Raw genomic sequence first — 26,183 nt, 5'->3', positions numbered from 1 at the left:
AATTGCCTGTATTGGGGTGGTAGGGTCGATGGGGGTTGCCTGGATAACGCGACAGGCGCCAAGTTTACTGAACAGCTTGAGACAAATGAGGCCAGTGTACGGTCGATGAAGCAGGATCTGTCGAAGTTTAGTGCGGAATATAGCCGACTTGTTGAGCAGGAGAAACAAATTGCCCAGCAACTTGAACTCCAGCGGCAGGAGTCGGGCAAAGCGCTTGAATTGATGAATGGCAAACAGGAAGAAGCTCAGGCGCAGCTCAAAAACCTGTATGCGTCGTTGGACAGCATCAAAAAGCAGAATCAGGAGCTTGTTGCCAAACTCGAATCGACAAAAGATAAAGCTACTGAACTCTCGCGGCAGGTACAACGAGCCGCAAGTATGATGGAGCAGCCCGCAGCCAGAACTCCACAGCAGCAAGAGCGTTTTAGACGGGTTCAGCCTAACTAAGAAGGCCATCAGCAACCCCTGCGGGTCAGGGCTGTTTGATTAGGATAGATTGTACAAAAATGACCCGCCCGGTGGAGACACCGGGCGGGTCGGTTAAGATAAATTTTTCTTTACTTTTGCAATTGCCTTTATTAATTGATTGTAATTATACTGCCCAACGGCTTGCCTGGATGTAATAACAAGTACAACTAACCCAAAAACAAATAAAAAAATATAGGGAATTAACATAGAAAAATCAATACGATATGCTACAGAATACTCACTGTTAATTTCGTAAATTTTAGTATAAGGTTTAAAAAAAGGTCATAAGGTTTATATTCTTTTCTCACTTTTTCATTAAATATATTATAAATCTTCCTGTCAATATCAGCAAATCGCTTATATGATGCGTAAAAGTTTGAAATGTCTTTTACTTCTGTGCTATCTAAAGGCTGCCCTTTTTCTCTTAGCTCATTTATATATTTATTAGTCCTATTTAGATTATAGTTGAATACGGTGCTTACACTATCTATATCAATAATCTTATTCTTTGAATAGTAAGTGGCTATAACTTCATCCGAATATATATCTACGGTCTCCATACCACTAAATATAATATTAGTTAGAGGAAACATCATAAATGACCCCATAAAACCAAATAATATAAAGAATATTATATTAGAATGTGTTTGGGAATTATCTTTTGCCATTCAAATGATCCGTTGCAATATAATCTGAATGTTGGCTAAGTACAGCCAGCAAACCGAAGATGATATCGTGTATTCATAATCTTTGACAATCCTTCGAAAGTGATTCGTCCAAGCAATGGTCCGTTCCACTACCCACCGTTTGGCTACGGGTATAAAGCCCAGAGTTGATTCAGGACGAGACGCTTTTTCAAAATCAAGGCTCCATCTAGCCAACTCTTGAGCGAAGACGCCATTATAAGATTGATCACCGTAGACTTTCTCCAAACGCTCTCCAACTAGCCATAGTAAGTCACTGACCATCGATACGGCTGAAGGGCCATCCGCTTGATTAGCAGAATGGACATCTGCTAGCCATAGACGCCCTTGGGTGTCAACGATGAGTTGCCTTTTTCGGCCATTCACTCGTTTATTCGCGTCGAGACCTCGGTTCTCCCAAATCATCGGAGCCAACTTAACACTTTGTGAATCAATACATACTGCAGATGGATATGCTTCTTTACCGACCCGCTTACGGTCAAGTTGATTTAAGGCCAGATTGATTCGACCAAAAGTACCATCCTGTTTCCAACGTCTAAAATAGTAATAGACGGTTTGCCAATTAGGCCACTCGGTAGGCAGATTGCGCCATTGGCATCCTGTGCGTAGCAGCCACAAAATACTGTTAACAATCTGTCGCAAATCATGAGTCCGCTGACGATCAAGTGGTAAAAAAGGAGAAATTGCATCCCACTGGGCGTCGGTCAGTGGCTTCCACTGTTTGGTCATTGCTTTGCATCTTGGTCGATACAAAAATGACTCGACGCTCAGCCTTTAACAATTCCCAAACAGCTTCTTAGGCATAATTTCATAGTCAATATATCTAATCGTTTTTATTTTTTTATTTACATTAGCAATCCTATGGCGTGCTACAAGTTTATCTTCTATAAAATCGCCAATTTCCGCAAAAATTTGAAAATATATATAATCACTATTTTTAAGTAAGTCAAAATCAAATAGCAATTGATTGCCTCTAACTTCAACAGTAATGTCTAAATTCTGCTCTTTAGATAAAATATTAAAATCATGAATAATAGATCCTTCAGGTAGTTCTAAAGATAGCGGTTGATTTATTTGCTCTTTTAAAACATCCTTTCTACCTTGATAAAAAAAGCTAGCTTTTATCAAATAGAAATCTTTGTTAATTTTATTACCCTTAAATGTAATATCAAGTCCTTGAATGTTTTTACTAACGTTAGAATATAAGTTTAACCTCTCATCCATTAATAAAGTTAATCTTGATGGTAAGCTTTGAAGTAAACCTATAACTGATGGTATTCCAAAAACTACAGTCAATACTATCCCTATTATTTCTGAGGTACTCATGTTGATACAAATTGAACAGTTTCAAATGTAACCAATCTGCCCTACCCAGCCAAGAAGCTACCCGGTAACCTTGCGTGGTAGCTTTTTTATTATGGGTGCAGACCTTAGCAGGTCGGAGAAGGCAGCCGATAAGCTCGATAAGTTTCGGGATCATTTACTGCATCGCAGTCCGCTCAAACCATCGGAGCTGGAGACGTTTACAGGTAGCTGGTGCAGCACATAATATATTACTTTCAGAATATGAAGACAAAAAAGCCCTGACGACCGAGGTCGTCAGGGCTTTACGGTGGAGACGGAGAGATTCGAACTCTCGTCCAGTCAAGGAAACCGTCGTGCTTTCTACATGCTTAGGTATGCTTGGGATTGTCGGGAATCGGCCCGGTGCATACCAGACCAAGCGTCATCCGTAGGTGCTTGTGTCTCACTCGGCCGTTAACACCATAAACCGAGCCAGCGCTGCGAGTCGATGCCTCCTGATCCAGCCAGCAGCACGTAGGCCGGGGAGACAATGGCTATTGCTTAATCCTCCGGATTAGGCAGCCATGGCGTAGTTATACTCGCCAGTTATTGTTTTGACGATTTGTTCGGGTCGGGAAATTCCGCCAACTCCCGGCATGCTTACACGCGACCTCTGCAAGCTGTCAATTCCGGTCGTCCCCAGATTGACGGCCCAATCGGGCGCGTATCAGGTAAACGCACTCACCCGCCAATTGGTTTCCGGTTTTCTTAACCGATGCCCTGAAATTTTTCCTAAATCGACTAAACTAATTGAGGCTAATTTAGTTATGCCGCTATCCGACACCGCCGTTTTTCGGATTCAACTGAATGGGTACCAATGACCGTTACGCCGTTTGAAACGAACCTTTACCAACATCTGACGCCGTTTTTTGTAACGCATCAGTATCAGCTGCTGCTTGAGAAGAAGCAGTACCGGCGAACGTTGCCCATTGGTTTTCAGAACGTTATTCTTTCACCAGCATTTTACGGGGATGAGATCATGCTGGAAGTGAACTTCGGCTCGCGCAATGAGCAGGTCGAACAGATCGCCCAGCAGTTTCTCAACAACATGCCTGACTACCGACCCGATGCCAACACACTGTTGATGTCGATCGGGAAGTTCAACGGGTTTCAGTATTCGCGCTTCAAGATTCACTCCGACGACGAACTAATCGATGCCTGTGACCAGATCGCGCTTTTTTTTGAAACCAAAGGATTTGATTTTCTGGATAGCGCCTGCCTGCTACCTACCCTCGACCAGTTGCTGAACGACCAGCCAAATCAGCCCTGCCCCTACGTGTATAATCAGGCGCACCGCTGTTATAAAGGGTTGATTGCAGCCCGGCTAAACCACAACCCTCACTTCGAGGGCCTGATTGACATCTACCGGCATCTGCTGATCCGCCAGACCCAGAACCCGTACGAACAAATGCATTTCGAACGGCTGATTTCGTACCTGCAGCATTACTCGGCCAACTGATTCAGGCCTTTATCTCAACTCATAGCTGGTTTACGAACCGGACAATGGCCGTTGCCAGACCGGCTGTCAGCGGCTGACCTAGTGCCGTATACGTTTTGATATTTTCAGCCCGATTAGTTCCGGCATACGTCCGGAGCATATGCGTCATGTCAGAAATGAGTACCAGTTGAGCGTCGGGCCGGGCAGCTTTGAGGAGTTGGGCCTCGCTCACCGGCACCTGAAAATCATTCGTACCCTGCACAATCAACACCGGCCCCGGATAGGCTTTCAGATCGGCCGTTGGGTCGTGTTTCATCCAGGAAATGAGATAAGGCTGCACGCTGGGGCGGAATACTGTCATCAGAATTGGATTCGCTTTCGGCACAGTCCGACCCACCCGCAGCGAGTCCAGTATCCGGCTAGCTTCGGCTTTGAGCGAATCGGGCAGGGCATATTCAAACTGCGCTTTCATAACGTCGGCAATGTTCCGACCGATACCGGCAATGGACACAAACCCGTCGGCCCTGGTTTGGCGGGCGGCCACCATCCCCACCTGCGAGCCTTCGCTATGGCCCGCTATTATGACCTTCGAAAACCGGCTGTCGGCCTGCAACTGGCGCGCGAACCCCACCGCATCGGTAATACCCGCATCGAACAGACCATCGGCCAACCGGACTTTCGTCCTATCCATAACCTGACTGGCTCCCGCTCCGCGCTTATCGTAACGGGCAACGGCCATACCCTGACGCACCAGACTATCGGCCAGGATGCGGTACACATTGGTTTTCAGACCCAGACTACTGTTACCATCCCGATCGGTTGGTCCGGAACCCGCCAGCAGCAACACGACCGGGACGGGGCCCTTTACGTCGGCGGGCAGCGTCAACGTACCGTTCAGCGTGAAGGCATCGGTTTTAAGTTGAATAGGCTCCTCGACCTGTGCCAGTACCGATAGGTTTGGGTATAACAAGAAGAGCAAACAGAGCGAAATGAGAAAACGATTCATGCCAAACTCAGTGAGCTAATTAGTTGAACTGGCGTGACTTCTCCTGCCGGAAATAAACATAAGAATACACCAGCGGAATAATAGAAACCGCAACGATGATACCCACCACAACCCCGATTTTATACACCATCGGTATGACAAACGCCAGCACCGTGCTCAGCAGGCCACCCGCCACCATCAGCCGGCCACCAAGCTGGTGGGTCCGGCGCCAGACAGTTTCGCTTTCGAGCGTCCAGGGCGTGCGAATCCCTACAAACCAGTTTGGCTTTACGGTGGTCAGGTAGTTGCCAATGCCCGCGATCATCAGGCCAACAAGCGCCATCAGGAGCGTTTGCACCAGCTGATTGTCAATCGGGTGGCCGGCTACATACCACATTCCGCCGAATACGGCGGCCAGAAAAAAGCTGATGACAAACCGCAGTTTGTGGTAGTTCGAGGACTGAATCCGGCCTTTAGGGTCGAATCGGGGCAGGAAACGCATCAGCACGTAAAGCAGAACGCCAAGTCCAACGGCCAGCAGAGCCGCGGTTTCCTTTCGTTGCCAGCCATCGGGATTGCCCTGCATATCGTAATGAGTGACGATTCTGGCTGGGAGCTGGTTCCAGCTCAGCGCCATGTAGGCAAACACCAGCAGCCACGGGGCTACGATCAGCAATTCGAGAGAGAACGAGTTTCGTTTCATGATTCAGGATGGGTTACAGAGTTTGCTCAGATGTATTTTCCGGAACGCTGGTCGTCTGCTTCTGAAAGCTCAGGAGCCAGGCCAGCAGGTCGTCGAGTACGGTTGTGTTCAGCGAATAGGTAATGAACTGCCCCTGCCTGACCGAGTCAACGAGGCCAGCCTGCCGCAGCAGGTCGAGGTGGTGGGAAATACTGGGTTTGGTCATAGCAAAGCGCTCGGCAATCTCACCCGCGTTCAGATCACCTTCGCGCAGCAAGTCCAGTATCTGTCGGCGGGTCGGGTCGTTCAGCGCCTTAAAAAGTGCGTTCATAAAAGCCGTTTGTAATAATTAGACAAATATCTAATTAAATAGTTAGACGATTGTCTAATTACTTAGTAATCGGTCGTTAAAGTTGATGAGTGGCAGTCTGGTTAACCAACCTCACTCTTCAGAAGGCTTCATTCGAGTTTTGTGATAGTGGTGATGTAAAAACCAATACCGACTTTTGCAGCTGGTATCCATCCTGACAATGACTTTTACCGCTACTTCGCTTGCAACGGCCGTTCGTCGGCGCATTGATAACAAAACCAAGCCGCTCGGCGCATTAGGACGTCTGGAAGAACTGGCCCTTCAGATTGCCCTGATTCAACAGACCGAGACCCCGAAACTAACCAATCCGCATCTGCTCGTTTTTGCCGGCGACCACGGTTTAACGGCTGAGGGTGTCAGTGCCTATCCGGCCGACGTAACCTACGGCATGGTTCGTAATTTCATTGCGGGCGGAGCGGCTATCAACCTGTTCTGCCGCCAGAACGGCCTGAAATTACTGGTCTGTGATGTAGGCGTCAACGAAACGTTTGAGGAAAACACCGAGAGCTTCGTCAAGTATAAAATCCGCCCCGGTACGCGCAACATGCGCTACGAGCCCGCCATGATACCGGACGAATGTGAAGCGGCTCTCGACGCCGGAAAAATTCTGATCAACGGCGTCTGTTACCGCGACTGCAATGTGGTGGGCTTTGGCGAAATGGGGATTGGCAATACTTCTTCAGCTTCGCTGCTGATGCATCGGCTGACGGGGTTGCCCCTTACTGAATGCGTTGGGCGCGGGACCGGTCTGGACGACGCCGGACTAGCGCATAAACTCGCCGTTTTGCAGGACATAGCCGACCGGTATGCTCATCTAACCGCCCCGATGGATCTGTTAGCGGCCATGGGCGGACTGGAAATTGCCGCCATCGTCGGGGGTATGCTCCAGGCTGCCGACAATGGTATGCTAATCCTGATCGATGGTTTCATCGCTACGGCGGCTCTGCTGGTGGCGCAGGCCATCAACTCAGCGGTACGTCAGCACTGCATTTTCTGCCATCAGTCCGACGAAACCGGCCACCGGCTGATGCTGAACCGGCTGGAAGCCCGGCCCCTGCTGGACCTCGGCCTGCGGCTGGGCGAAGGAACGGGCTGCGCGCTGGCCTATCCGCTCGTGCAGGCGGCCGTTACGATGCTGAACGACATGGCCACCATGGACAGCCTGGCGGGTTAATTGCCTGAATTAATGGTCGCCGGAATCGTCAAACAATTTGCCCTGCCAAACCGATTCATTACGTATGCACCTGTTTTTTACGGCCCTGATGTTCTATACCCGTCTGCCGGCGCCGAAGTATATCGACCACTCGGCCGATGCGCTCAACCGGGCGACGGTATTCTTCCCGTTAATCGGCATTATCGTTGGTGGCATTGGGGTAGCGACGTACTGGCTCGGTACGGTACTGTTTCCGCCCACGTTTTTGCCCGTGCTGTTCGGTATGGTGGCGACGGTCTGGGTTACGGGTGCCTTCCACGAAGACGGTTTTGCTGATGTATGCGACGGGTTTGGTGGCGGCTGGACCAAAGAGCAGATTCTAACCATCATGAAAGACAGCCGACTGGGTACGTACGGCACCATTGGACTGGGTTTACTACTGGCGGTCAAGTTTTTTGCCCTCCAGGCGCTGCTCTCGGTCGAAGCTTTCGGCTGGACGGTCGCCCTGAAGTACGTATCAGCGCATAGCCTGAGTCGCCTAACGGCCGTTACGGTGATTCGTGCCCTCCCCTACGCCCGCGACGAGCCGGACGACACGGCCAAAGCGAAGCCCGTTGCGCAGGGCATCACGACCAGTCAGCTCGTGCTGGCGGCCCTGCTGGGCCTGCTGCCCCTGCTGGCGCTGGTGGTTTACACCAGCCTCTGGATTTACCTTCTCTTTCTGATCCCGCTGGCGCTGGTGCGCTGGCGGCTGGTGCGCTTCTTTGGCAAATGGATTGGCGGCTACACGGGCGACTGCCTGGGCGCGACCCAACAGCTTGCCGAAGTGATCGTGTACCTATCGTTTGTCTCGCTGTTGTGGGTGTCAATCTAAACTGAAACTTATGGACATCTACCTGATTCGCCATACCGAAGTAAGCGTGGGCCGCAGCATTGCTTACGGCCAAACCGACGTTGACCTGACCGATACCTACGAGGAGCAGCGCGAGCGGTTAGTCGCGCACCTGCCCAACGATCCGGCCGTTATTTTTTCGTCGCCCCTGAACCGTTGCCGCCGACTGGCCGAGGATCTGGCGTCAGCCCTGACGCAAGGCAGTCCGATCGAAACCGCGCCGGGCCAGACCGCCGTTGTGGACGCGCACCGTCCGAAGGTGCAGTATGATGACCGGCTGAAAGAAATCCATTTCGGCGACTGGGAAATGACGCCCTGGGCCGACATTGGCCGCGAGGCACTCGATCCCTGGATGGCCGATTTTGTGAACGTTCCCACGCCCAATGGTGAGAACTTTCAGATTCTTTTTGAGCGTGTTGCCGCTTTCTGGACCGAGCAGATTCTGCCCCTGGCGGAAACTACGACCAGTCAGCCGGTGTTTATCGTTTCACATGGCGGAGTGATTCGGGCTTTGCTGTGTCTGTTTCTGGATTTATCTTTGCAGAATGCTTACCGCATCAATCTTGATTACGGTGCGGTAACCAAGCTGACGCTCACGGGGTCAGCTTATACCATCCAATACATTAATCGCTGATATACGAATGAAATCGCTCCAGATTCGCCTGACCACGCTGACCACTATCGTTCTTGCTACGGCTTTGTTCCGCCTGGTACCGCACTGGCCGAATTTCACCCCAATCGCTGCGCTGGCGCTGTTTGGCGCGGCTACGTTCGAGCGCCGGTGGCTGGGACTGGTCATTCCGCTGGCAGCTATGCTCCTGAGCGACGCCCTCATTGGCTTCCACGGCAACATGGGGTCCGTTTATCTGAGCTTCACACTGACCTGGGCGCTGGGCCTGTGGCTGCTGTCGGGTAGCCAAACGGCCACGCGAATCGCTGCGGCTTCGCTCGCGTCGTCGGTGCTGTTCTTTCTGATTACCAACTACGCCGTCTGGTCGGGCAGCAGCTTTTATCCGCAAACGTCGGCAGGTCTGATGAGCTGCTACGTTGCCGGACTGGCGTTCTACAACGGCACATCGTTCTTTCTCAATGGCCTGCTGGGCGACCTGTTCTTTAGTGGGGCGCTGTTCGGCGGCTATTACCTGCTGCAACAGCGGTTTACGGTCCTGCGCCCAACACGCGGCTAACGACTGCTTCTCTTTGACAAATCCTTACGGTTCAGCGGACAGGCAGATACGTCTGACTCCTGAGGGGTATAGTGAACTGGGGCCTGGGTAGCTAATCGCAATAATGCACAAGGTATCTGGTGTTGTGTTTCCATAGCCCTTATTTTTGCCGGACTGTTAACTGGCTCAACCACTGTGGTAATGCGTCTTTTGCTGGTGTGCCTTCTGTGTCTGATCAATGTATCCTGGCTGTATGGCCAGAAACAGCCGCCCGTTAAAACTCAGCGAACGCTGTTTACGTTGAAAGCCGTGGATGAAACAACCCTGGCTGAACTCCCGGCGCAGTTCTCGGTGCAGGCGCTGCTGGCGAAACAGAAATTTACGGGTCAGAGCCAGGCGGGCAGGCCGTTCGGTTTCATTCTGACGCGCACTGATACGCTTGACGTCGTAACGAATGCAGCCGGGTATGCCGAGAGCGAAGAGCTGATGGTTGTTTCCTGCGATACCTGCGCCGACTATGAGTACGTCGTTCGGTTAACAAAGGCCACGGCCAGGCCCGACAGCGTTTTTCGGAACCTGCAGGTGAGCCAGAGCGTCCGGCTCGATAACGTGTATTTCGATCAGAGCAGTTACGTTCTGCGGCCTGAATCGTACCCACAACTCGATAAGCTGGTCAGAACACTCGCGACCACGCCGAAACTTAGCATTGAGATTGCGGGACATACAGACAACGTCGGCGACCGACGGCTCAATCAGGCGCTTTCGGAAAACCGGGCAAAGATCATCAGCACTTATCTCGTTCGCCATGGCATTGCCGAGAACCGGCTGCGCTATAATGGCTACGGCGACACGCGTCCCGCTGCGCCAAATGATTCAGAAGAGCATAAACAAAGGAATCGAAGAGTCGAATTTGTTGTTTTAGCGTTATGAACGCTACTATCCCTCAGGAGTCGGCACGCATGTTTGTCCCGGCTGACTCCATCATCCGCCAGATCTGGGGCGATGCGGATGTCATTCTGCTGATTTTTGGTGGGGCCGCTGGCGAGTTTGCCCTCAACCGGGCCGTTGACTGGCTTTTCTTTACGGGTAACCTACCGGCCGACCCGATTGGGCGGCTGTTTTCGACGGTTCGCTACGCGCAGGAGATCCTGCTGGCAACCGATATTAAGGCCCGGCAGGCCCTCAGCCGGATCAACGCGATTCATGGGGGAGTTGAAGAAAAACGGGGACGCCGGATTCCGGACTGGGCCTACCGCGACGTCCTTTACATGCTGATCGATTATTCCGAACGGGCTTACCAGAGCCTGCACCGCCCGCTGACCGACGCCGAACGCGAACACATGTTCGCGCACTTCCGCGAAGTGGGCACCGGGCTGCAGATACCCGACCTGCCGACGAGCTATGCCGAGTGGAAAATTGACCGGGTAGCCCATCTGAACAGCGACCTGGTTCATAGCGAGTTTACGGACAAGCTGTTCCGGCGATACCGCGAACAGTTGGGTGGCTGGCGGTATTCCTTGCTGCGGCAGGCACAGGCCGTGCTGATGCCGCAGCCGGTTAGCCGGCTGCTGAATCTGCCTCAAAAACCCCTGCTGCAGTATTCCATTGGTCTATACAAAGTGCTGAATGCGCTCGGTCTCCGATCCCTGACTCAACGGATACTGCTACCAGCAGAGTATCTGGATCAGATTCGGGCGCTGGATAGATAGTTTACGTGATTATGTCCGGTGAGGTATCGATACCGAATGGAATCACGTACCCCCTCCTTTTCTTCATCAACATGACGACTAACCCGATTACCACCTCCGTGTTTGACCTGTTCAAGGTTGGACCGGGGCCATCCAGCTCGCACACCATTGGCCCCATGAAGGCCGCTTTCGATTTCCGGCAGCGCCTGGCTGAGCTACCCAACGACGCGCAGCAACGCGCTGATGCGGTGCACGTTTATCTGTACGGGTCGCTCAGCGCGACGGGTAAAGGTCATGGTACCGACCGCGCCATCGTGGCCGGACTGCTTGGCTGGCAGCCCGAAACCACCGACCCCGACGCCCTGCTTGCCCTGCTCAAAGACCCTTCTGGCGTTTATCCGGTACCGGTAGGCGACCGAACGCTGGCCATTGGACCGCAGCAGATTCATTTTGAACGGAAACGGTACGAATCTCCCTACGCCAACACGATGGTTCTGCGCCTAACGGCGGGCGACGCAACCCTGGCCGAGGAAGAATACTATTCCATTGGGGGCGGGTTCATTATCCTTAAAGGTGAAGCGGAAACGCCCCCGGTTGCCCAACCCGTACCATATCCGTACAGCACCATGACGGAGCTGAAAGCGCAGCTAACGGCGAATAAGCTGGCGCTCGATGAGCTGCTTATGGCTAACGAAATGGCGCTCACCAACCGCAGCCAGGCACAGGTTCATCAACGGCTCGATCAGATTCTGGATTTTATGCACAAGGCGGTTCGGCGTGGTTTGCGGCATAAGGGCACCTTACCCGGCACCATCAGGTTGACACGTAAAGCGCCTATCTTATACCAGCAGGCCAAACACATCAGCCAGTCAACCGACAGTTTTTTGATATTTCTGAACGCCTATTGTCTGGCAGCATCGGAAGAAAATGCAGCCGGGGGAATTGTCGTCACGGCACCTACGTCGGGGGCATCGGGCGTTATACCGGGGCTGACGTTTCTGGCCAAGCACCATTTCCATTATGATCGTGCCACGCTCCGGGCAGGTATGCTGGCAGCGGCTGCCATTGGGTTTTTAGTAAAGCACAACGCCAGTATTTCGGGTGCCGAAATGGGGTGCATGGGCGAAATAGGGACGGCCTCGGCCATGGGGGCGGCTTTCCTGACCCGCTGTGCCCTGCCCAACGGGTCCATCGGCACCATTGAAGCCGCGGCCGAAATTGCCATTGAGCACCACCTCGGCATGACCTGCGACCCAATCGGCGGTTACGTTCAGATTCCGTGCATCGAACGTAACGCGATGGGTGCCGTTAAAGCCTATAATGCCTTTCTGCTGGCGACCTCCGGGGCCGCAGCGGTTCAGAAGATTTCGCTCGACGCGGTGATCAAGGTCATGAAAGCGACCGGCCGCGATATGTCGACCAAGTACAAGGAAACGTCAGAAGCCGGGCTGGCCCTGAGCGCCACCGAGTGCTGATGCAATCTGCCCGCCCAAACAATTAAGGGGCTTTACGGTGTTCTAAGCAGGTCGGCCTTTCTCGCCGGCACCCTCTCTGTTTTATGAACACAATATATACCCCCAAGCAGCAACGGGTTCTGCTCATTGCGAGTCTGATCATCATTGCGGGCTTCATCATTGCGGGACTACGCGGCTACGTAACGGCGTTTCTGGGCGCGGGTATCCTGTACGTCGTCTTGCGGCCGTGGTTTACGGCTCTGGTCCACAAGCGCAAATGGAACCGTCAGTTCGTAACGACCCTCCTGATCATCTTCTCGTTTGTCGTTATCATCATGCCTTTTCTGACGCTGAGCCTGCTGCTCATCGGTCGGATCCAGTATTACAGCCAGCATACCGAGGACATTCTGAACCTGATTCATAAGGCGGAAGACCTCACTGGGTTTAAGATTACGAGTCCGCAAAACGTGCGCCAGCTGGTGCAGCAGGGTGCGGGCTACGTCAGCCGGCTGCTTCCGTCGCTGGCGGGGGGCGCGCTGGATTTCATTGTCATCATCGGCCTGATGCTGTTTACGTTCTATTTTATGTTCGTGCAGCAGGAAGCCTTTCAGAAAGGGCTCCAGAAATACCTGCCTTTCAAACGGGATACGCAGCAGGAACTGGGGGAATCGCTGAAGAACAACGTAAACGCTAACGTGCTGGGCCAGGCGCTGGTTAGTCTGGTGCAGGGCGTCCTGACGGGCGTAACGCTCTGGATCTTCAACGTATCCGACGCGCCGTTCTGGGGCGTTGTCGCCTTTTTTATGGCGTTTATTCCTGTTCTGGGAACACCCCTGGTCTGGGGGCCGGCCGCTCTGATCAAACTTTCGCAGGGTGACACGGGGCAGGGCGTCGGGATTCTGATCGTGGGCATCGTGGTCATTATCAACATCGATAACCTGCTGCGAATAACGCTGGCCAAACGCATGGGCGATATTCACCCGTTAGTAACGCTGGCCGGTATCGTGCTGGGCGTCCCTATTTTTGGTATTCTGGGCCTGGTTATCGGCCCGCTTCTTCTGTCCTATTTCATCGTACTGATTCAGGTCTTTGAGCGCGAAAATCGGGAGCAACGTGAGGAGGTAGCTAAAGACGAGGCTAAAGTAGAAGAAAAGGCGGAGAAAAAAGCCGAACAACGGACGTAACCCATAAAATGACGAACGGGGTAGCGGCACCTGTTCCAGTGCTCACCACCCCGTTCAACCTATTTTTCGGGTCGGCTTATTGGCGAGTCACTTTGCTGGCGCCTGACGTTTCGGAGTCGAGTGAACCGACCTGACCAAAATCTGCATGGCTGGCTCCGCTGGCATCCACCGACGCCTTATCGACGTTCATGCTCGTGGCTTCGATCTTGCTGGCGCCGGTCAGGTCGGCCTCCAGCTGGCTGGCATGCCCACGCAACACGATATTCGACGCGCCGGAAAGGTCCACGTTCAGTTTTTGAACGTCCCCATCAAATACCGTGCGGCAGGCACCGCTCATCTGAATATTCAGATTACTGAAGTTGTCAAAACCGGCCAGACTGGCTTTTGAGGCACCCGACAGCTTCAAATTCTGAATAGCCGGCAGGGTGATCGTCAGCCCGGTTCGTTTACGATTCTTCCAGTCGAACAGTCCCCGGCGATCAACTGACACCTCCAGCGTACTGCCATCAACGTCAACTTTAATGTCCTCCAGGTCTTCCTCGCGGCCATCGGCCACCACTTTATAGGCATCCCCTTTGCGGAAACGCACCACAAACGCGCCCGATACGTCTACTTTTGAGAAATTACTGACGTTAAACTGGCGGGTATGATCGCCAATGTTGTCGAAGTCATCCCCCAGTTCGCTGGAAACGGCATCCTGCACATCGTCGGTCAGATCAGTTACGTCATTGTCTTCGCTGTCGGCATCGCGGTTTTTCTCGCGGGGAAAATTCAGGCAAACTAGTCCTTCTGTTCTCGTAAACTTCCACAAGCTGGCTTCCATCCGGTTGATTTCCTTCTCGCCGAATTCATTGCGGATAAACCGGGCGAAATCCTTCGTCATCCGAAACGGTTTCTCGTAAGGAATCATCAGGTCTATATCCAGATCCTGCGCCCGGAAATGCGCGTTGGGCTGTAATTCCAGCGCATTGTCAAAACGTACTGTCGAATCCTTGATCACGTAGGTATATCTGATCTGGCGGGCGTTGGCCTGGGCTTCGGCGCGGGTAGCGCCCTGCGCCCGGAACCGCTCCACCAGGTTCAGCGTCGTGCCTTCGTAGCCCAGCAGTTCAATGGATGGCCGCCAGTTATCGTCGTCCAGCTCGTTCATGGCAAACGTCGGAATGGCCGCCGGTACGTTCAAAATCCTTGTTTCTTCCACCGTTCCCCGGCGCTGAAAGCCGTTGATCAGGGGAGCGGCCGTTCCCCCAAACACCAGCAGACTCACGATCCACACACCAGCCAGTGTCAGGGCGGTGCGGCTGCTCAGCACGCTGCGGGTAGTGATCAGCATTACCCCCAGGATGGCCAGGCCAAAGCTTGGCAGGAAACCAGCCAGAAAGCCCGACAGGACCATGGGCAGCGTAATATCGGCCCGGAATAAGGCAACGGGAAAGCTGCTGTCGCCAATCAGAGCACCCGAGTTAACCCCGATCGCTGCGCCCAGGAACGCCAGACAAGCGATCATCGCGGCAAAAGCAACCACCAGCATCATAATCCCGGCCAGCACCCGGATGATGGCGACCGTTCCGCTAAGCAGCGGCCCCAGAGCACTGCCAAGTCCGCTGATGATGGTGGCTATGGCCCGAAACGGAAACAGCAGAATGCGCGTCAGGGTACTCTCATTATTGGGCGTTTCGTTGATGTTCAGGTTCTGTTTGATGCTGTTCTCGATGTTCGAGAGCGTGATCGGCTGGCCCTGCATTTCCATTTTTTCGGTCAGCGTATTGGCCTGGGGCGCTATCATCCAGAGTACGAGATACAGCAGGAAGCCAACGCCGAAGAACACAATCCCCAGCACAAACAACAACCGGATAATCCCCGTATCGACGCCGAAGTAAGCCGCAATGCCCGAGGCTACGCCCCCCAGCACTTTGTCTTCCGGGTTACGGTAAAACTTTTTTACCGACTTATCTTCCTCAATGCCCATCGTACCGGGCAGGGCAATCCACATGGCGATGTAGACAATGACCGTAAAGCCGCTCAGCCCGCCAAAGAAGTCGTTGTTCGATGCGCCAGCCAGCGCCGGCAGGCCGATAACCAGAGCGACTAAAATCAGCCGTATCCATACAACATCCATATTGAAGTAGTGCGCCAGGCCAGCCGCAACGCCCCCGAGGGTTTTCCGACGCAGGTCACGCACGAGTCGGCGCGGGCCCGCAAAGGCAGCATCACCCGCCGGATTCGAACCAAAGTTACCAGCGTTGGAACCGCCCGTACTCGATTGCGAAGCGCCGGGACGACCCGTTCCAGTCTGACTGTTACCCGCCGAATTACGGCCGCCGGTGCTGACGAGAATCTCTTCTTCCTCAACGGCTTCAAAATCGGCGACCGTACCCATGGCCGCTACCAGTTCGTTGACATCTTCGAGCGAAACGGCCTGCTTATCGGCGGCTTTGAGTTTAGCAAGAAGCTTTTCGGCAATCCGGTTTTCGATATCCGTCACAATCTCCTGACTGTCTTCGTAAGTCGAAAAGTACTGCTGTACCGACGTCAGGTAGCTTCTGAGTTTGTCGTAACCGTCTTCCTCGATATGGAAGATGACGCCACTAATATTAATGCTGATGGTCTTTTTCATGGTGATAGGGAAGAGAATAGGTTAAGCGTTGGATGAAGGATTTAAAGGATCAGGCATAGACATCGGCGCTATGGTCCCGTTGGCAGGCTTGGTATGCTGGACGGTTTTTCCAACGATGGAATTAACCGATTCGGCAAGCTCCTGCCAGGTTTCGTTCAGAGCATCCAGTGAATTACGCCCCAGCTCGGTCAGGATATAATATTTGCGTGGCGGCCCGGAGGTCGATTCTACCCATTTATAGTCGAGCAGACCGGCGTTTTTAAGCCGGGTTAGCAAGGGATAAAGTGTGCCTTCCACGACCATAATGCGGGCGGAGGTTAGCTCGTCGAGCATATCGGAGGCATATACCTCGCCCCGCGATATGATGTGCAGGATGCAGAATTCCAGAATACCCTTTCGCATCTGCACCTGAGCGTTTTCAATATTCATTGGTGTACAGGGTTGACTTGTGAATTAATTAAGGAATTGACACCGGAAGCCGGGGCCATCATTTGCCCTCGTATCAGCCGATCAATTAACCGATGCAACAAAGATAGCATAAGGTACTATGCAATGCAAGGTACATTGCTTAAAATTAATTATTGGCGGATAAATGGCAACATCCCTAGACGAACGGTAACGCAGGCCAGTCATAAAGTGTAATGCCCTCAGGGCGTCCATTACGTCTGATTGTGGAGTGATTTGCTTTGTCGCTTATCTCTAGTTCTAAGTTACCTGTAACCGGACCGGCAGTCTTAAGCATACATTAATAACCCACCGCCACGTCCGTATATCGCTCTGTATGCCAAAACTTTGTACGTGCATATTCCTACTTACTTTCTCATTATCGGCCAGTTGGGCACAGAATCTCCCTCTCGGCAATGAATGGATCAATTACCAGCAGACCTACTATAAAATTCCCGTAATGCAGCCGGGGCTGTACCGAATCACGACGGCCGAACTACAGCGCGCGGGCGTTCCGGTGGGTCAGGTCAACCCCACTACGTTACAATTATTCCACCGGGGCGTTGAGCAGGCCATCTACGTGGAAGGTGAAACTGATAGCCGCTTCGATGCGCCGGATTTTGTGGAGTTCTACGGGCGGGGTAACGATGGCAGTCAGGATTCGCTGCTTTATCAGCCCTACAGCGCCATGCCCCACGCCTACTACAGCCTGTTTAGTGATACCACTGCTTATTTTCTGACCTGGCGTCCTGATGGCCGGCCCGGCAGGCGGATAACGGCTTATTCCGATACCGACTTCTCGGGCCTGACACCTGAGCCGTATCATTGGGAAGAAGAACTTCGGGTCTTTACGCAGACTTACCCGGCTGGCACCATTTACCCAATCGGGGCCGGTTACAGCAACGGGGCCATCCTGACCGGCTATGACGTCGGTGAAGGCTGGACCGGACCGGTTGTTCGGACAAACACGCGCTACGACCAATCGTTTTCGCTAACAGGTTTTGTAGCAGGGGCCGGTGTCAACCCGCAAATCAGTTACCTGCTCGTCGGGCGTAACCCGCGTGCCCACCGGGTTGAATACCTGGCCGGGCCAGCCGCTACGTCGTTGCGAACGCTCGGCACGCAGTTATTTCAGGATTATAACACCACCTTTTTTAAAACTGAGCTAACCCCGAACGACCTCACCAAATCGGGCAGCGTGCTGGTGAGCCTACTGCCCCGCGAGGAGGAAGACGAGGTATCGGCTTCGTACCTGAAACTGCGCTACCCCCAGCGCCTGGATATGGGGGGCGCGGCTCGCAAATGGCTGCATCTACGCCTGAACCCGGGCGGACGGTCTTCGCTGGAGCTATTGAACGTCCCGGCAGGCAGTCGGCTGTTCGACATTACACATTCGGGTGATCTGAGACGTATTGATGGCCAGTTGTCGGGTGGCCGCTGGCGGGGCGTGGTACGTGATAGTCAGACCGAACGAACCCTACTGATGACCAGCCAGCCGCTTTCGGTTCTGTCAATCAAGCCGGTTGCCTTTCGTTCGTTTGCTTCTCAGACAGCTAATTATGTCATCATCACCCACCCGATATTGCGTCAGCCAGTGAGCGGAGTAGCCGACCCCATCCGGGCCTACGCGGCCTACCGGGCTTCCGAAGCAGGCGGTCATTATGACACCCTGACGGTGAACATCGACCAGCTTTTCGATCAGTTCAGTTACGGAGAACGGCACCCGCTGGGCATTCGGCGGTTTGCCGATTATATGCTCCGCAACAGTAACAGACCTAAATTTCTGTTTCTAGTCGGGCAATCGCGTGATCCGCAGGGTATCCGTAAGAATCCCAATGGTCTGCTGCTCGACCTGGTCCCGAATGCGGGCTGGCCCGGCTCAGATCTGGGTCTGGTTGAAGGACTGAACGGCGAAGTGGCCAACGTACCAGCCATGCCCATCGGTCGGCTGAACGCAACCCGATCCCAGACGGTGCTGGACTACCTCAGCAAGGTCAAAGAACATGAAAATACCAGCGAACCCGCCCTATGGCGTAAGAACATTCTGCACTTGAGCGGTGGCAATACCGAAAGTGAGATTCAGACGTTCCGTCAGTTTGTTGACGAGTTTAAAGACGTTGTGGAAGCGCGTTACGTCGGTGGGCGCGTTACGACCTTGTCGAAACAAACCGATAATCCGGTTGAGTCCTTCTCGGTGGTGGACCTTGTTAACCGGGGCTTCGGCATGATCTCCATGTTTGGCCATTCAAGCCTGGACGTATCCGATATTGATGTCGGTTTTGCCAGCGACGACCGGATGGGTTACCGAAACCAGGGCCGCTATCCATTTATGCTGGCGAATGGCTGCGCAGCCGGCAATTTCTATTTCGGCCTGCCGACCTTCGGCTCCGACTGGATCACGACGCCAAACCGGGGCGCCGTGCTGTTTATGGCCCATACCTACAACGGGTTTGGCCATACACTGAAAAGCTACTCCGATCAGTTGTACGCGCTACTAACCGACAGCAATTACGTGGCTAAGCCGCTCGCTTACTTACAGCAGGAAACCATCCGACGGTATCTGCAAACGCATACGTCTGTGTATGAGGTAACAACGGCCCAGCAGATGACCTTACAGGGCGACCCGGCCGTGAGCGTTTTTCCGTTCCCGAAAGCTGACTTTGCCGTTGCGCCGGGAAGTCTGCGGTTAAGCGGCAACCGGGGCGGTTCGCTGGCAGCATCCGACTCCGTCGTTGTGTCGGGCGTTTTAATCAACTACGGACGGGTATCGAACAACCCCCTAACGGTTCGTTTCCGGCGCTACGAAGCCAGTGGGTTACTCATCCGGGAGGAGCGGTTTACGCAACCGGCTCCGTTTTATACTGATACGCTCCAATGGAAACTGCCCAACGATCCTACGGAAAGTGGAACGACTTACTTCGAGCTGCTGCTGGACCCCGACGACCGGATTACCGAAACGAGCGAAACGAACAATAAAGCCGAAATCAGTACGGCCGGACAGGTTAGCAGCCTGCCTTTCCCGGCCGACCTGACGCCACCTATTGTAGAAGTAGCGTTCGATGGTCAACGTATCAGCGATGGTGATGTGGTATCCGCCCGGCCGGTCATCGACGTTCTGGTGCAGGACGATAACCGACGTCTGTTACGTGCCGACACGACTGAGGTGGAACTATATCTTCAGCGTCCCTGCACGAACGGTCCCTGCCCTTACGAACGGCTCAGCCTGCGCGGTAACGGCGTGCAGTGGACAGCCGCGGGGTCCGATAATGCTTTTCGTCTGAGCTATCAGCCCAGCACGCCCCTGCCCGATGGCCGTTACGGGTTCGAGGCTATCAGCGCCGATCTGAGCGGCAACCGGGGGGCTCCCTACCAGATCCATTTCACGGTTAGAAATCAGCCGGAACTGACCGCTGTCAGCGTTTACCCAAATCCATTCGGCCAGCAGACCCGCTTCTCGATAATCTTGACGGGTCTGACACCACCCGCCGATCTGACGGTGCTCATCAGTGACCTGACGGGCCGCGTCGTCCGGACACTGCACCGCCCGGCGCGCATCGGCCTGAATGAATGGTTCTGGGACGGCACCTCCGATGCGGGAACGGCGCTGGCGGGGGGCGTGTACCTGTACAGCATTGAAGGCGCCGATCTGCCGGTAGCCAATACGATTTCATTGAAAGGCCGGCTTATTCTGACCCGATGAGCCGCTGGTATCTTCTGGCCGGTTTCGCAATGACCGGTCTGCTACTGGCAGGACTTGTTCTGAGTAATCCCAACCACGGCACGAGTATCGACTCGGGCTATTACCTGCAGTCGGCCGCCAACCTGCTGGCGGGTCGGGGATACGTGGTGCAAGAAACTGGCCGACTGGTCTGGAATGGCACATTCCCCATTGGCTACCCAGCCTTGATTGCGGGTTTGTCGGGGCTAACCGGGTTATCCGTCCTGGTGGCCTCCAAACTTATCAACGGACTTTTTCTGATGGTTTCGGGCTGGGTCTGGACCCGTCGGTTAGGTACGCAACGGGCAACCTGGATGCTCTCGGTCTGGTGGCTGGGCGGCTTTCTGAAACTCCTGACCTATACCTGGTCAGAAGCGGTGTTTCTGGTCCTGCTGGCCGAGTGGGTCTGGCAGCTTCACTGCCTGCTAACCGCACCAACACCGCGCCGAACTATCGTATTAATTCTGGTGGGTTACGCACTGTTTCTGGTTCGTTACGTCGGTGGGTATGTGTTCGCACTAACCGGACTACTAGCTCTTCTTAGCTGGCTGTCGCCAGAGCGACTTTCCTTGCCAATAGCCCGTCAGCGTTCAATAGGCAGGCAGCTGCTGACGGCTTCACTTGCGGGGATTACTGGCCTGGGGACTTATTTCGAGCTAAACAGCCTTTTCTCGGATTCGGCATTCGGTGGTGAGCGGTTTCTTCCTACCGAATCGTCGGGTCAGCTTGCCTGGCTTTTCGGGCGGGCACTCCTGAACGAGGGCTTACTAATCCGAGACTTTACGGTCGGCGGATCGGACTGGCTGGCCTGGCTGGGCGTGGGGCTTCAGGGAGTGCTCCTGAGCCTTGGCGGCTGGCGTCTGCGCCGGGCCTACAGGCCTATGAACGACGAACGGCAAACGGCCACCCTAAGCCAGTTATTCGTAATGACCGGATTCGTTTACGTAGGCGTGCTGTTCATACTACGCACGCTAAGCCCGTTTGATGCCCCAAACCTACGCCTGATGGCTCCCAGCACATTTTGCCTGCTCACGGCTGGGCTGCTTTGGGTGGGTCAACTGCCCGTGCAGTATCAGCGGCTTATTCGCCCGTATTGGGCCATGCTGTTACTGGGGTCGTGGCTACAGCTCTTACCGCAGGCGAACCTGAACCATAAGCTGAATCAGGTTCAGGCGAGATTATTCGTCCACCGCTAAAACAATAGTTTGGTTGAGCGATCAATCCCAGCACTCCATAATCAGCAGGTCACCCTCCCCGGCCGTAATCCGTACAAACCCGTCCCGAGCCGCTTCGTTGCTGCTGCCAGTCCGGTAACCGAGACGGAGGCTTTCGTCGTGGAGATTATACAGTAGCCCTTCCGTGGCGATGCCCGTTACCGTGCCGACGGGTATCAGCGAGATAGTCGTTCCGGCTTCATACCATTTCTCGAAGCGCCCCACGAGCGGAAAAATCTTGGAGTAATCGTCCAGCAGCACAATCCGGATCTGGTCTTTGTACCGCACGATGCTGGTCATGTTCGTCAGGCTATGATCCGCCCGCCGGCCCGTTGCCCAGATGATATTTACGGCAGGAAACCCATGCTCAATGAGGTATTCAATTCCTTTTTCCAGATCGGTTTTGTTCTGGTCGGGGGCATGGACTACCTCCAGTGGGTACTGCTGCGCCCGAATCGTATCGAGGTCCAGCGCCCGGTCGAAATCACCGAGCAACACGTCTACTTTGATGCCCAGATCAAGTACCCGCCAGATGGCGCTGTCGAGCACTACCACTACCGGGCTCCATTCCAGCAACTGCCCCATGAGTTCGGGCTGGCAGGCTTCGCCGTTGGCAATCAGAAGAGCCGGTTCCTGTTTATCGCGAACGATATGGTGAGATGACATAGGGATCAGCAGAAAATCCTGAACGTATTCTGGCAGTTACAGCCCGGTTGAATCGGCCGCTTCAGGCGTAGACTTTTTAGCAAATTCGGGGGCCGACCGGATCGCCCGGTCTACATCGTCAGGGGCATCGACACTCTGGCTCTGGTAACGCGTTTCGACCAGTTTGATTCGGTAACCGGCTTCTACCCATCGTAGTTGTTCCAGCGATTCGGCGCGTTCGAGCGAAGAGGGCGGCAGCAGCGTAATAGCTTCCAGAATGTCGGCCCGGTAGGCATACATACCAATATGGCGGTGATAGGTATGATGCTCGTGCCAGTGAGCCGGGTCAACACCCCGCAGAAATGGAATCGCCGACCGACTGAAATACAGGGCTTCCTTCCGGGCGTTGACCGTGATCTTTGCTTCATTGGGCGAGTGCAGAATCTCAGCCGAATCGACCGGCGACATCTGGCTTGCCAGTTCAACGGAGCCATCCAGCACAGCCGCCAGCTCATCAATCTGCGCCGGGTTAATAAACGGCTCATCCCCCTGAACATTGAGGATATAGTCTGTCGGCTGGCCCGGAATCAGTCCATCAGTCACCAGTCGGTTATAGGCTTCCCAGCATCGATCGGTGCCGCTGGGGTGGTCGGTGCGGGTCATGATGGCCTCGCCCCCTACCCGACGCACCACCTCAGCAATACGCTCGTCGTCGGTGGCAACCACTACTTTATCTAACAACTGCGCCTGCTGCACCTGCTCCAGCACCCGCTGAATCATGGGTTTACCGCCAATGTCGGCCAGGGGTTTACCGGGAAAGCGCGTGGACGCGTAACGGGATGGAATAATTCCAATTCGCATGGGATACGTTCCGGACAGATCGTCCGATTAAAGAAGTTTGGGTTCAGGACCGGCGGTTCCTACGGTCCAGTAGGCGGGTTCGATGGCCTGCCGCTGCTGATAATATTGATCGTAAACGGGTCGGTAGCGGAGCCGCTCGGCCATAACCGTATCGAACTGACCCAGCAGCCCCAGCATTAGTTCACAGCCCTCGCGAACCGCAAACTGTCCGCTCGGATTACCCGTCAGATAATCGGCCAGACCGTTTCGCACGACGTAATCCGTCAGCAGCGGGTTTGCGTTCCGGCGTACCATGATCCGAACGCCCGCCACTTCGGCCACCGACAGATCGAGCGCATCGTCGAAGAAAAAGGCAACTTCCTTCGGCTGCAGGTTGAATCGATCCAAAAAATGCTGCAGAACCTCAACCTTGTGTTTGGCCTGCGAATAACAGGCGTGGAAATGCTCCCGGCGCACGAGCGCATCGGCCAGATCATTCGTAACGCCCGTTACGATAGCGACAACGGGTAACTGCCCGTTATGGTGCAGCCAGAATCCGAACCGAAGCAGGTTCGTACCCATCGAGTCCACTTCACTGAAGCTGCTGCTGCCCGAGCCGGTTTTAACCCCGTCGTTAAAGACACCATCCCAGTCGAAGACCACCGCCCGAATGGTCCGAAGCTTTTGGGTCAGGACTTCCGCGGGCGTAACGAACTGACCGCCGAGGGCGGTAAAGGTTTGCTCAATATCGATCATAAAAACAAGATCTGCTGCGGAGACCTCTCCGCAGCAGATAATAGACTCTACTCTTTACGCCAGTTCCGGCAGGGTGTTCCGGTATTTCACTTCAACGGCGTGCAGTTCCAGCAGGGGCTTCATAAACTCTTCCAGATAGCGGATATCAAGCTGGCTAGCGGCATCGCAGAGCGCTTCTGATGGGCACGTATGCGCTTCAATGAACAGTCCATCCACACCGGCCGCTACGCCCGCGCGCGCCAGCACCGGCAGATACTCCCGCGCCCCGCCTTTAGCGTCGGCCGACGGAATCCCGTATTTGCGAATGGCGTGCGTTACGTCGAACACAACCGGGTAGTTGGTGCGGGCCATGTGGTAGAAACTGCGCGGGTCAACCACCAGGTCGTTATAGCCGAAAGTAAAGCCACGCTCGGTCAGGATGATCTGATCATTACCCGAATCCTCAATTTTCTTGACCGGGTGCTTCATGTTCTCAGGTGCCAGAAACTGCCCGTGCTTTACGTTGACAACCCGGCCGGTTTTAGCGGCTGCTACGGTCAGCGTTGTCTGCATACACAGATAAGCCGGAATCTGCAGCACATCCACAACCTCAGCCACGGGCGCGCACTGATCGGGATAATGAACGTCGGTCAGCAGCGGAAAACCGAACTGCTCTTTCACTTTCGCCAGAATCTGAATCCCTTTCTCTAGTCCGGGCCCGTTGTAATAGTTCAGGCTGGACCGGTTATCCTTCTGGAACGACGATTTGTAAATGATCTTGATACCAAGCTTTTCCGAGATTTCGCGGAGTTGCTCAGCAACGGTCATCATAATTTTTTCGTCTTCGATGACGCACGGACCACTGATGAGAAACAACTCATCCGACCCACATTCGATGTCGCCGACGCGAACGATTTTTTGAGACATAGCTGCTAGGAATTACTACGTGGCTGCCGACGAACGCGCTGTGGTTCGCCAACGGCTGCAAAAGTACGGCTTTTCCGGTCAACCCACTTCATCCGCGTCAGTAGTGGATTCGCTCTTCCAGGGCTATCCACTCCCGAAAGACCGCGTTGGCTTCATCGCGCAGGCATTGCTGCATGGGAATATGCCGCTGCTCGCGTGGCTTGTCGATTTCTTCGTAAATAAACTGATCGTCGAAACCCGCCCCGGCGGCATCGGAATGAAAAGAGCCGTAAACAATCCGGCTGGGGCGAGCCCAGTAGATAGCGCCCAGGCACATGGGGCAGGGCTCGCAGGAAGCATACAGCGTGCAGCCTTCCAGCTGAAACGTCTGCAGATTCCGGCACGCATCGCGAATTGCCACGACTTCGGCATGGGCCGTCGGGTCGTTAGTCGAGGTGACCTGATTGCAGCCACGCCCGATAATCTCGCCATCGCGCACGACGACCGCGCCAAATGGGCCGCCCTGCCCGCTCATCATTCCTTCACGCGCCAGCCGAATGGCTTCGCGCATAAACTCATCGTCACGTTTCACTATTGTTCTCTGTGGTTTTGTCTCTAAATCACCGTTGGCCCTCATGCTCCATCAACGGCATCACGCAGTCTTACGATTGAACCGTTTCCGCAGCAATAATCGCCTTAAAATAGGATTCAACCAGCCGTTTTGCAGAATCATTACGGTGTAACGTAGCCGGAGCCAGTTGATCCCGCAGGTCTTCGTATAGGTGCATTACCTCCAGGATACTGTCGATCAGAGGTTTTCGTTGGGGCGTCGCTACAGTCCGGCGCAGGCGGGCCAGATCATCGGGAAGCAACGCCGTTTCAACCCGTCTTACTCCTCTGGGCAAGCCGCCATTTCTGAGGTGCAGCATCGGACCCAGGATTACATTACGTACGAAAGCCAGGAAATCCAGCGCTTCAAAAAACTCACCCCGACCAATCTTGAGTAAGGCGTAGTGCATCCAGATCCAGAAGCGATCTTCTGCCCATTGGTAATCAAATTCGGGGTAAACAGCCTGCGTCTGCTGCTGAATCGTTGTCAACGCCTGACCACGCTCCCAGAGAATCACCGGCTCTTCAATGCGCTGGTGAAACTCAGGCAGGGTCAGAAACTTGATGTCTACGTGCAGCAATGGCGGCTCATAGAGAGCGATCAGCAGACGCGGTTCGCCGACATGATCGCCCCGGAACGAAGCCACCATTGTGCCCAGCCGGGCCGCATACGCCCGCATCGGCTCCAGGTCAGGGGCAATCGGCTGCGTCGTAACGAGCACCAGATCCAGATCAGAATACGAATCAACTTCGCCCGAAGCCCAGGAGCCGCCCGCAGCCAGCCCCAGGGCTTCGGGATCGCGTTGGATGACCTCAACGGCCTGATTAATGAATTGTTGGTAAGGTTGTAGTATGGCTGACATCGTGTTGTGAACGATAAATTACCGCAGAACCGCACCCCGTCCGGATTGGTTCAGACAGGCGGTC

Annotated in this window: 27 protein-coding genes and 1 other RNA gene; 13 read left to right on the top strand and 15 right to left on the bottom strand. The window is 54.1% G+C overall.

Features of this window, described 5'->3' with window-relative positions; genetic code table 11:
- The first annotated feature begins 105 nt into the window (after nt 1–105).
- On the top strand, nt 106–447 hold the full coding sequence (locus tag HNV11_RS08400; RefSeq protein WP_171739241.1) for a hypothetical protein: 342 nt from the start codon (nt 106–108) through the stop codon (nt 445–447).
- A gap of 248 nt (nt 448–695) precedes the next feature.
- On the opposite strand, the gene HNV11_RS08395 is transcribed toward HNV11_RS08400, so the two are convergent.
- From HNV11_RS08395 to HNV11_RS08385, 3 genes are read right to left on the bottom strand one after another with little or no spacing between them, the layout of a single operon-like run.
- The gene (locus HNV11_RS08395) at nt 696–1,136 is read right to left on the bottom strand and encodes a hypothetical protein (protein ID WP_171739240.1); all 441 of its coding nucleotides are present in this window, start codon (nt 1,134–1,136) and stop codon (nt 696–698) included.
- Nucleotides 1,137–1,901, bottom strand: coding sequence for an IS5 family transposase (locus HNV11_RS08390; protein ID WP_171739239.1), 765 nt, complete (start codon nt 1,899–1,901; stop codon nt 1,137–1,139). It lies immediately after the preceding gene.
- Between the two features lie 45 nt (nt 1,902–1,946).
- Nucleotides 1,947–2,498 carry a hypothetical protein gene (locus HNV11_RS08385; protein WP_171739238.1) on the bottom strand — a complete coding sequence of 184 codons (552 nt, stop codon included), beginning with the start codon at nt 2,496–2,498 and terminating at the stop codon, nt 1,947–1,949.
- A gap of 91 nt (nt 2,499–2,589) precedes the next feature.
- Between HNV11_RS08385 and HNV11_RS24070 the strand changes: the two genes are divergently transcribed.
- A complete protein-coding gene (locus tag HNV11_RS24070) occupies nt 2,590–2,721 on the top strand; it encodes a hypothetical protein (RefSeq protein WP_262889973.1) in 132 nt (43 codons plus the stop codon).
- A gap of 61 nt (nt 2,722–2,782) precedes the next feature.
- On the opposite strand, the gene ssrA is transcribed toward HNV11_RS24070, so the two are convergent.
- Nucleotides 2,783–3,157: a transfer-messenger RNA gene (ssrA, locus tag HNV11_RS08380) on the bottom strand.
- A 176-nt stretch (nt 3,158–3,333) separates the two neighbouring features.
- On the opposite strand from ssrA, the gene HNV11_RS08375 reads away from it, so the two are divergent.
- Nucleotides 3,334–3,975 carry a hypothetical protein gene (locus tag HNV11_RS08375; protein WP_171739237.1) on the top strand — a complete coding sequence of 214 codons (642 nt, stop codon included), beginning with the start codon at nt 3,334–3,336 and terminating at the stop codon, nt 3,973–3,975.
- 19 nt (nt 3,976–3,994) lie between these two features.
- Here HNV11_RS08375 and HNV11_RS08370 read toward each other — a convergent pair whose 3' ends face one another.
- The 3 genes from HNV11_RS08370 to HNV11_RS08360 are packed head-to-tail and all read right to left on the bottom strand — an operon-like array spanning nt 3,995 to nt 5,952.
- Nucleotides 3,995–4,960 carry an alpha/beta hydrolase family protein gene (locus HNV11_RS08370; protein ID WP_171739236.1) on the bottom strand — a complete coding sequence of 322 codons (966 nt, stop codon included), beginning with the start codon at nt 4,958–4,960 and terminating at the stop codon, nt 3,995–3,997.
- A 19-nt stretch (nt 4,961–4,979) separates the two neighbouring features.
- The gene (locus HNV11_RS08365) at nt 4,980–5,642 is read right to left on the bottom strand and encodes an SdpI family protein (RefSeq protein ID WP_171739235.1); all 663 of its coding nucleotides are present in this window, start codon (nt 5,640–5,642) and stop codon (nt 4,980–4,982) included.
- Nucleotides 5,643–5,655: 13 nt separating this feature from the next.
- A complete protein-coding gene (locus HNV11_RS08360; protein ID WP_171739234.1) occupies nt 5,656–5,952 on the bottom strand; it encodes an autorepressor SdpR family transcription factor in 297 nt (98 codons plus the stop codon).
- A 199-nt stretch (nt 5,953–6,151) separates the two neighbouring features.
- Between HNV11_RS08360 and cobT the strand changes: the two genes are divergently transcribed.
- From cobT to HNV11_RS08320, 8 genes are all read left to right on the top strand, one after another.
- Nucleotides 6,152–7,165, top strand: coding sequence for a nicotinate-nucleotide--dimethylbenzimidazole phosphoribosyltransferase (gene cobT, locus HNV11_RS08355; protein ID WP_171739233.1), 1,014 nt, complete (start codon nt 6,152–6,154; stop codon nt 7,163–7,165).
- 64 nt (nt 7,166–7,229) lie between these two features.
- Entirely contained in the window at nt 7,230–8,018 is a 789-nt protein-coding gene (locus HNV11_RS08350) for an adenosylcobinamide-GDP ribazoletransferase (protein WP_171739232.1), read from the top strand.
- A gap of 10 nt (nt 8,019–8,028) precedes the next feature.
- A complete protein-coding gene (gene cobC, locus HNV11_RS08345; protein WP_171739231.1) occupies nt 8,029–8,670 on the top strand; it encodes an alpha-ribazole phosphatase family protein in 642 nt (213 codons plus the stop codon).
- A 7-nt stretch (nt 8,671–8,677) separates the two neighbouring features.
- A complete protein-coding gene (locus tag HNV11_RS08340) occupies nt 8,678–9,223 on the top strand; it encodes a DUF6580 family putative transport protein (RefSeq protein ID WP_171739230.1) in 546 nt (181 codons plus the stop codon).
- A gap of 180 nt (nt 9,224–9,403) precedes the next feature.
- Nucleotides 9,404–10,132, top strand: a complete 729-nt coding sequence (locus HNV11_RS08335; RefSeq protein WP_171739229.1) for an OmpA family protein — start codon at nt 9,404–9,406, stop codon at nt 10,130–10,132.
- Nucleotides 10,129–10,911 carry an oxygenase MpaB family protein gene (locus tag HNV11_RS08330; RefSeq protein WP_240163850.1) on the top strand — a complete coding sequence of 261 codons (783 nt, stop codon included), beginning with the start codon at nt 10,129–10,131 and terminating at the stop codon, nt 10,909–10,911. Before HNV11_RS08335 ends, HNV11_RS08330 begins: the two co-directional genes overlap by 4 nt.
- Before the next feature lie 71 nt (nt 10,912–10,982).
- Nucleotides 10,983–12,365 carry an L-serine ammonia-lyase gene (locus HNV11_RS08325; protein ID WP_171739228.1) on the top strand — a complete coding sequence of 461 codons (1,383 nt, stop codon included), beginning with the start codon at nt 10,983–10,985 and terminating at the stop codon, nt 12,363–12,365.
- Nucleotides 12,366–12,448: 83 nt separating this feature from the next.
- Entirely contained in the window at nt 12,449–13,528 is a 1,080-nt protein-coding gene (locus HNV11_RS08320; RefSeq protein WP_171739227.1) for an AI-2E family transporter, read from the top strand.
- A 76-nt stretch (nt 13,529–13,604) separates the two neighbouring features.
- Here HNV11_RS08320 and HNV11_RS08315 read toward each other — a convergent pair whose 3' ends face one another.
- Complete coding sequence (locus HNV11_RS08315) at nt 13,605–16,145, bottom strand: GIN domain-containing protein (RefSeq protein ID WP_171739226.1); 2,541 nt, start codon at nt 16,143–16,145, stop codon at nt 13,605–13,607.
- A 21-nt stretch (nt 16,146–16,166) separates the two neighbouring features.
- Complete coding sequence (locus HNV11_RS08310) at nt 16,167–16,574, bottom strand: PadR family transcriptional regulator (protein WP_171739225.1); 408 nt, start codon at nt 16,572–16,574, stop codon at nt 16,167–16,169.
- A 352-nt stretch (nt 16,575–16,926) separates the two neighbouring features.
- On the opposite strand from HNV11_RS08310, the gene porU2 reads away from it, so the two are divergent.
- Together porU2 and HNV11_RS08300 are read left to right on the top strand one after the other, a co-directional pair.
- The gene (gene porU2, locus HNV11_RS08305; protein ID WP_171739224.1) at nt 16,927–20,289 is read left to right on the top strand and encodes a putative type IX secretion system sortase PorU2; all 3,363 of its coding nucleotides are present in this window, start codon (nt 16,927–16,929) and stop codon (nt 20,287–20,289) included.
- Nucleotides 20,286–21,503 (top strand): hypothetical protein, encoded by a 1,218-nt coding sequence (locus tag HNV11_RS08300; protein ID WP_171739223.1) that lies wholly within the window; start codon nt 20,286–20,288, stop codon nt 21,501–21,503. The genes porU2 and HNV11_RS08300 overlap by 4 nt, the downstream gene beginning before the upstream one ends.
- Before the next feature lie 21 nt (nt 21,504–21,524).
- Here the strand turns inward: HNV11_RS08300 and HNV11_RS08295 are convergent, their stop codons facing one another.
- The 6 genes from HNV11_RS08295 to HNV11_RS08270 all read right to left on the bottom strand — a co-directional run bounded on the left by HNV11_RS08295 (nt 21,525) and on the right by HNV11_RS08270 (nt 26,119).
- Nucleotides 21,525–22,187 (bottom strand): thiamine diphosphokinase, encoded by a 663-nt coding sequence (locus HNV11_RS08295; protein WP_171739222.1) that lies wholly within the window; start codon nt 22,185–22,187, stop codon nt 21,525–21,527.
- 36 nt (nt 22,188–22,223) lie between these two features.
- Nucleotides 22,224–23,027, bottom strand: a complete 804-nt coding sequence (gene kdsB / locus HNV11_RS08290; RefSeq protein ID WP_171739221.1) for a 3-deoxy-manno-octulosonate cytidylyltransferase — start codon at nt 23,025–23,027, stop codon at nt 22,224–22,226.
- 27 nt (nt 23,028–23,054) lie between these two features.
- Entirely contained in the window at nt 23,055–23,762 is a 708-nt protein-coding gene (locus HNV11_RS08285) for a phosphatase (RefSeq protein WP_171739220.1), read from the bottom strand.
- A gap of 54 nt (nt 23,763–23,816) precedes the next feature.
- A complete protein-coding gene (gene kdsA / locus HNV11_RS08280; RefSeq protein WP_171739219.1) occupies nt 23,817–24,668 on the bottom strand; it encodes a 3-deoxy-8-phosphooctulonate synthase in 852 nt (283 codons plus the stop codon).
- Between the two features lie 97 nt (nt 24,669–24,765).
- Nucleotides 24,766–25,284, bottom strand: coding sequence for a nucleoside deaminase (locus HNV11_RS08275; RefSeq protein WP_171739218.1), 519 nt, complete (start codon nt 25,282–25,284; stop codon nt 24,766–24,768).
- A 25-nt stretch (nt 25,285–25,309) separates the two neighbouring features.
- Nucleotides 25,310–26,119: a nucleotidyltransferase domain-containing protein gene (locus HNV11_RS08270; RefSeq protein WP_171739217.1), complete on the bottom strand. Its 810-nt coding sequence runs from the start codon at nt 26,117–26,119 to the stop codon at nt 25,310–25,312.
- Between the last annotated feature and the right edge of the window lie 64 nt (nt 26,120–26,183).

Source organism: Spirosoma taeanense, from assembly GCF_013127955.1.
GTDB classification, from domain to species: Bacteria; Bacteroidota; Bacteroidia; order Cytophagales; family Spirosomataceae; genus Spirosoma; species Spirosoma taeanense.
Note: the sequence above shows the minus strand (reverse complement) of the source record. Positions and strands in the feature narration are given on the sequence as shown.

What these genes read in the sequence shown, in the direction of transcription:
- HNV11_RS08400 (WP_171739241.1), top strand. Translation starts at nt 106, where the DNA reads ATGAAGCAGGATCTGTCGAAGTTTAGTGCGGAATATAGCCGACTTGTT.
- HNV11_RS08395 (WP_171739240.1), bottom strand. Translation starts at nt 1,136, where the DNA reads ATGGCAAAAGATAATTCCCAAACACATTCTAATATAATATTCTTTATA.
- HNV11_RS08390 (WP_171739239.1), bottom strand. Translation starts at nt 1,901, where the DNA reads ATGACCAAACAGTGGAAGCCACTGACCGACGCCCAGTGGGATGCAATT.
- HNV11_RS08385 (WP_171739238.1), bottom strand. Translation starts at nt 2,498, where the DNA reads ATGAGTACCTCAGAAATAATAGGGATAGTATTGACTGTAGTTTTTGGA.
- HNV11_RS24070 (WP_262889973.1), top strand. Translation starts at nt 2,590, where the DNA reads ATGGGTGCAGACCTTAGCAGGTCGGAGAAGGCAGCCGATAAGCTCGAT.
- HNV11_RS08375 (WP_171739237.1), top strand. Translation starts at nt 3,334, where the DNA reads ATGACCGTTACGCCGTTTGAAACGAACCTTTACCAACATCTGACGCCG.
- HNV11_RS08370 (WP_171739236.1), bottom strand. Translation starts at nt 4,960, where the DNA reads ATGAATCGTTTTCTCATTTCGCTCTGTTTGCTCTTCTTGTTATACCCA.
- HNV11_RS08365 (WP_171739235.1), bottom strand. Translation starts at nt 5,642, where the DNA reads ATGAAACGAAACTCGTTCTCTCTCGAATTGCTGATCGTAGCCCCGTGG.
- HNV11_RS08360 (WP_171739234.1), bottom strand. Translation starts at nt 5,952, where the DNA reads ATGAACGCACTTTTTAAGGCGCTGAACGACCCGACCCGCCGACAGATA.
- cobT (WP_171739233.1), top strand. Translation starts at nt 6,152, where the DNA reads ATGACTTTTACCGCTACTTCGCTTGCAACGGCCGTTCGTCGGCGCATT.
- HNV11_RS08350 (WP_171739232.1), top strand. Translation starts at nt 7,230, where the DNA reads ATGCACCTGTTTTTTACGGCCCTGATGTTCTATACCCGTCTGCCGGCG.
- cobC (WP_171739231.1), top strand. Translation starts at nt 8,029, where the DNA reads ATGGACATCTACCTGATTCGCCATACCGAAGTAAGCGTGGGCCGCAGC.
- HNV11_RS08340 (WP_171739230.1), top strand. Translation starts at nt 8,678, where the DNA reads ATGAAATCGCTCCAGATTCGCCTGACCACGCTGACCACTATCGTTCTT.
- HNV11_RS08335 (WP_171739229.1), top strand. Translation starts at nt 9,404, where the DNA reads ATGCGTCTTTTGCTGGTGTGCCTTCTGTGTCTGATCAATGTATCCTGG.
- HNV11_RS08330 (WP_240163850.1), top strand. Translation starts at nt 10,129, where the DNA reads ATGAACGCTACTATCCCTCAGGAGTCGGCACGCATGTTTGTCCCGGCT.
- HNV11_RS08325 (WP_171739228.1), top strand. Translation starts at nt 10,983, where the DNA reads ATGACGACTAACCCGATTACCACCTCCGTGTTTGACCTGTTCAAGGTT.
- HNV11_RS08320 (WP_171739227.1), top strand. Translation starts at nt 12,449, where the DNA reads ATGAACACAATATATACCCCCAAGCAGCAACGGGTTCTGCTCATTGCG.
- HNV11_RS08315 (WP_171739226.1), bottom strand. Translation starts at nt 16,145, where the DNA reads ATGAAAAAGACCATCAGCATTAATATTAGTGGCGTCATCTTCCATATC.
- HNV11_RS08310 (WP_171739225.1), bottom strand. Translation starts at nt 16,574, where the DNA reads ATGAATATTGAAAACGCTCAGGTGCAGATGCGAAAGGGTATTCTGGAA.
- porU2 (WP_171739224.1), top strand. Translation starts at nt 16,927, where the DNA reads ATGCCAAAACTTTGTACGTGCATATTCCTACTTACTTTCTCATTATCG.
- HNV11_RS08300 (WP_171739223.1), top strand. Translation starts at nt 20,286, where the DNA reads ATGAGCCGCTGGTATCTTCTGGCCGGTTTCGCAATGACCGGTCTGCTA.
- HNV11_RS08295 (WP_171739222.1), bottom strand. Translation starts at nt 22,187, where the DNA reads ATGTCATCTCACCATATCGTTCGCGATAAACAGGAACCGGCTCTTCTG.
- kdsB (WP_171739221.1), bottom strand. Translation starts at nt 23,027, where the DNA reads ATGCGAATTGGAATTATTCCATCCCGTTACGCGTCCACGCGCTTTCCC.
- HNV11_RS08285 (WP_171739220.1), bottom strand. Translation starts at nt 23,762, where the DNA reads ATGATCGATATTGAGCAAACCTTTACCGCCCTCGGCGGTCAGTTCGTT.
- kdsA (WP_171739219.1), bottom strand. Translation starts at nt 24,668, where the DNA reads ATGTCTCAAAAAATCGTTCGCGTCGGCGACATCGAATGTGGGTCGGAT.
- HNV11_RS08275 (WP_171739218.1), bottom strand. Translation starts at nt 25,284, where the DNA reads ATGAGGGCCAACGGTGATTTAGAGACAAAACCACAGAGAACAATAGTG.
- HNV11_RS08270 (WP_171739217.1), bottom strand. Translation starts at nt 26,119, where the DNA reads ATGTCAGCCATACTACAACCTTACCAACAATTCATTAATCAGGCCGTT.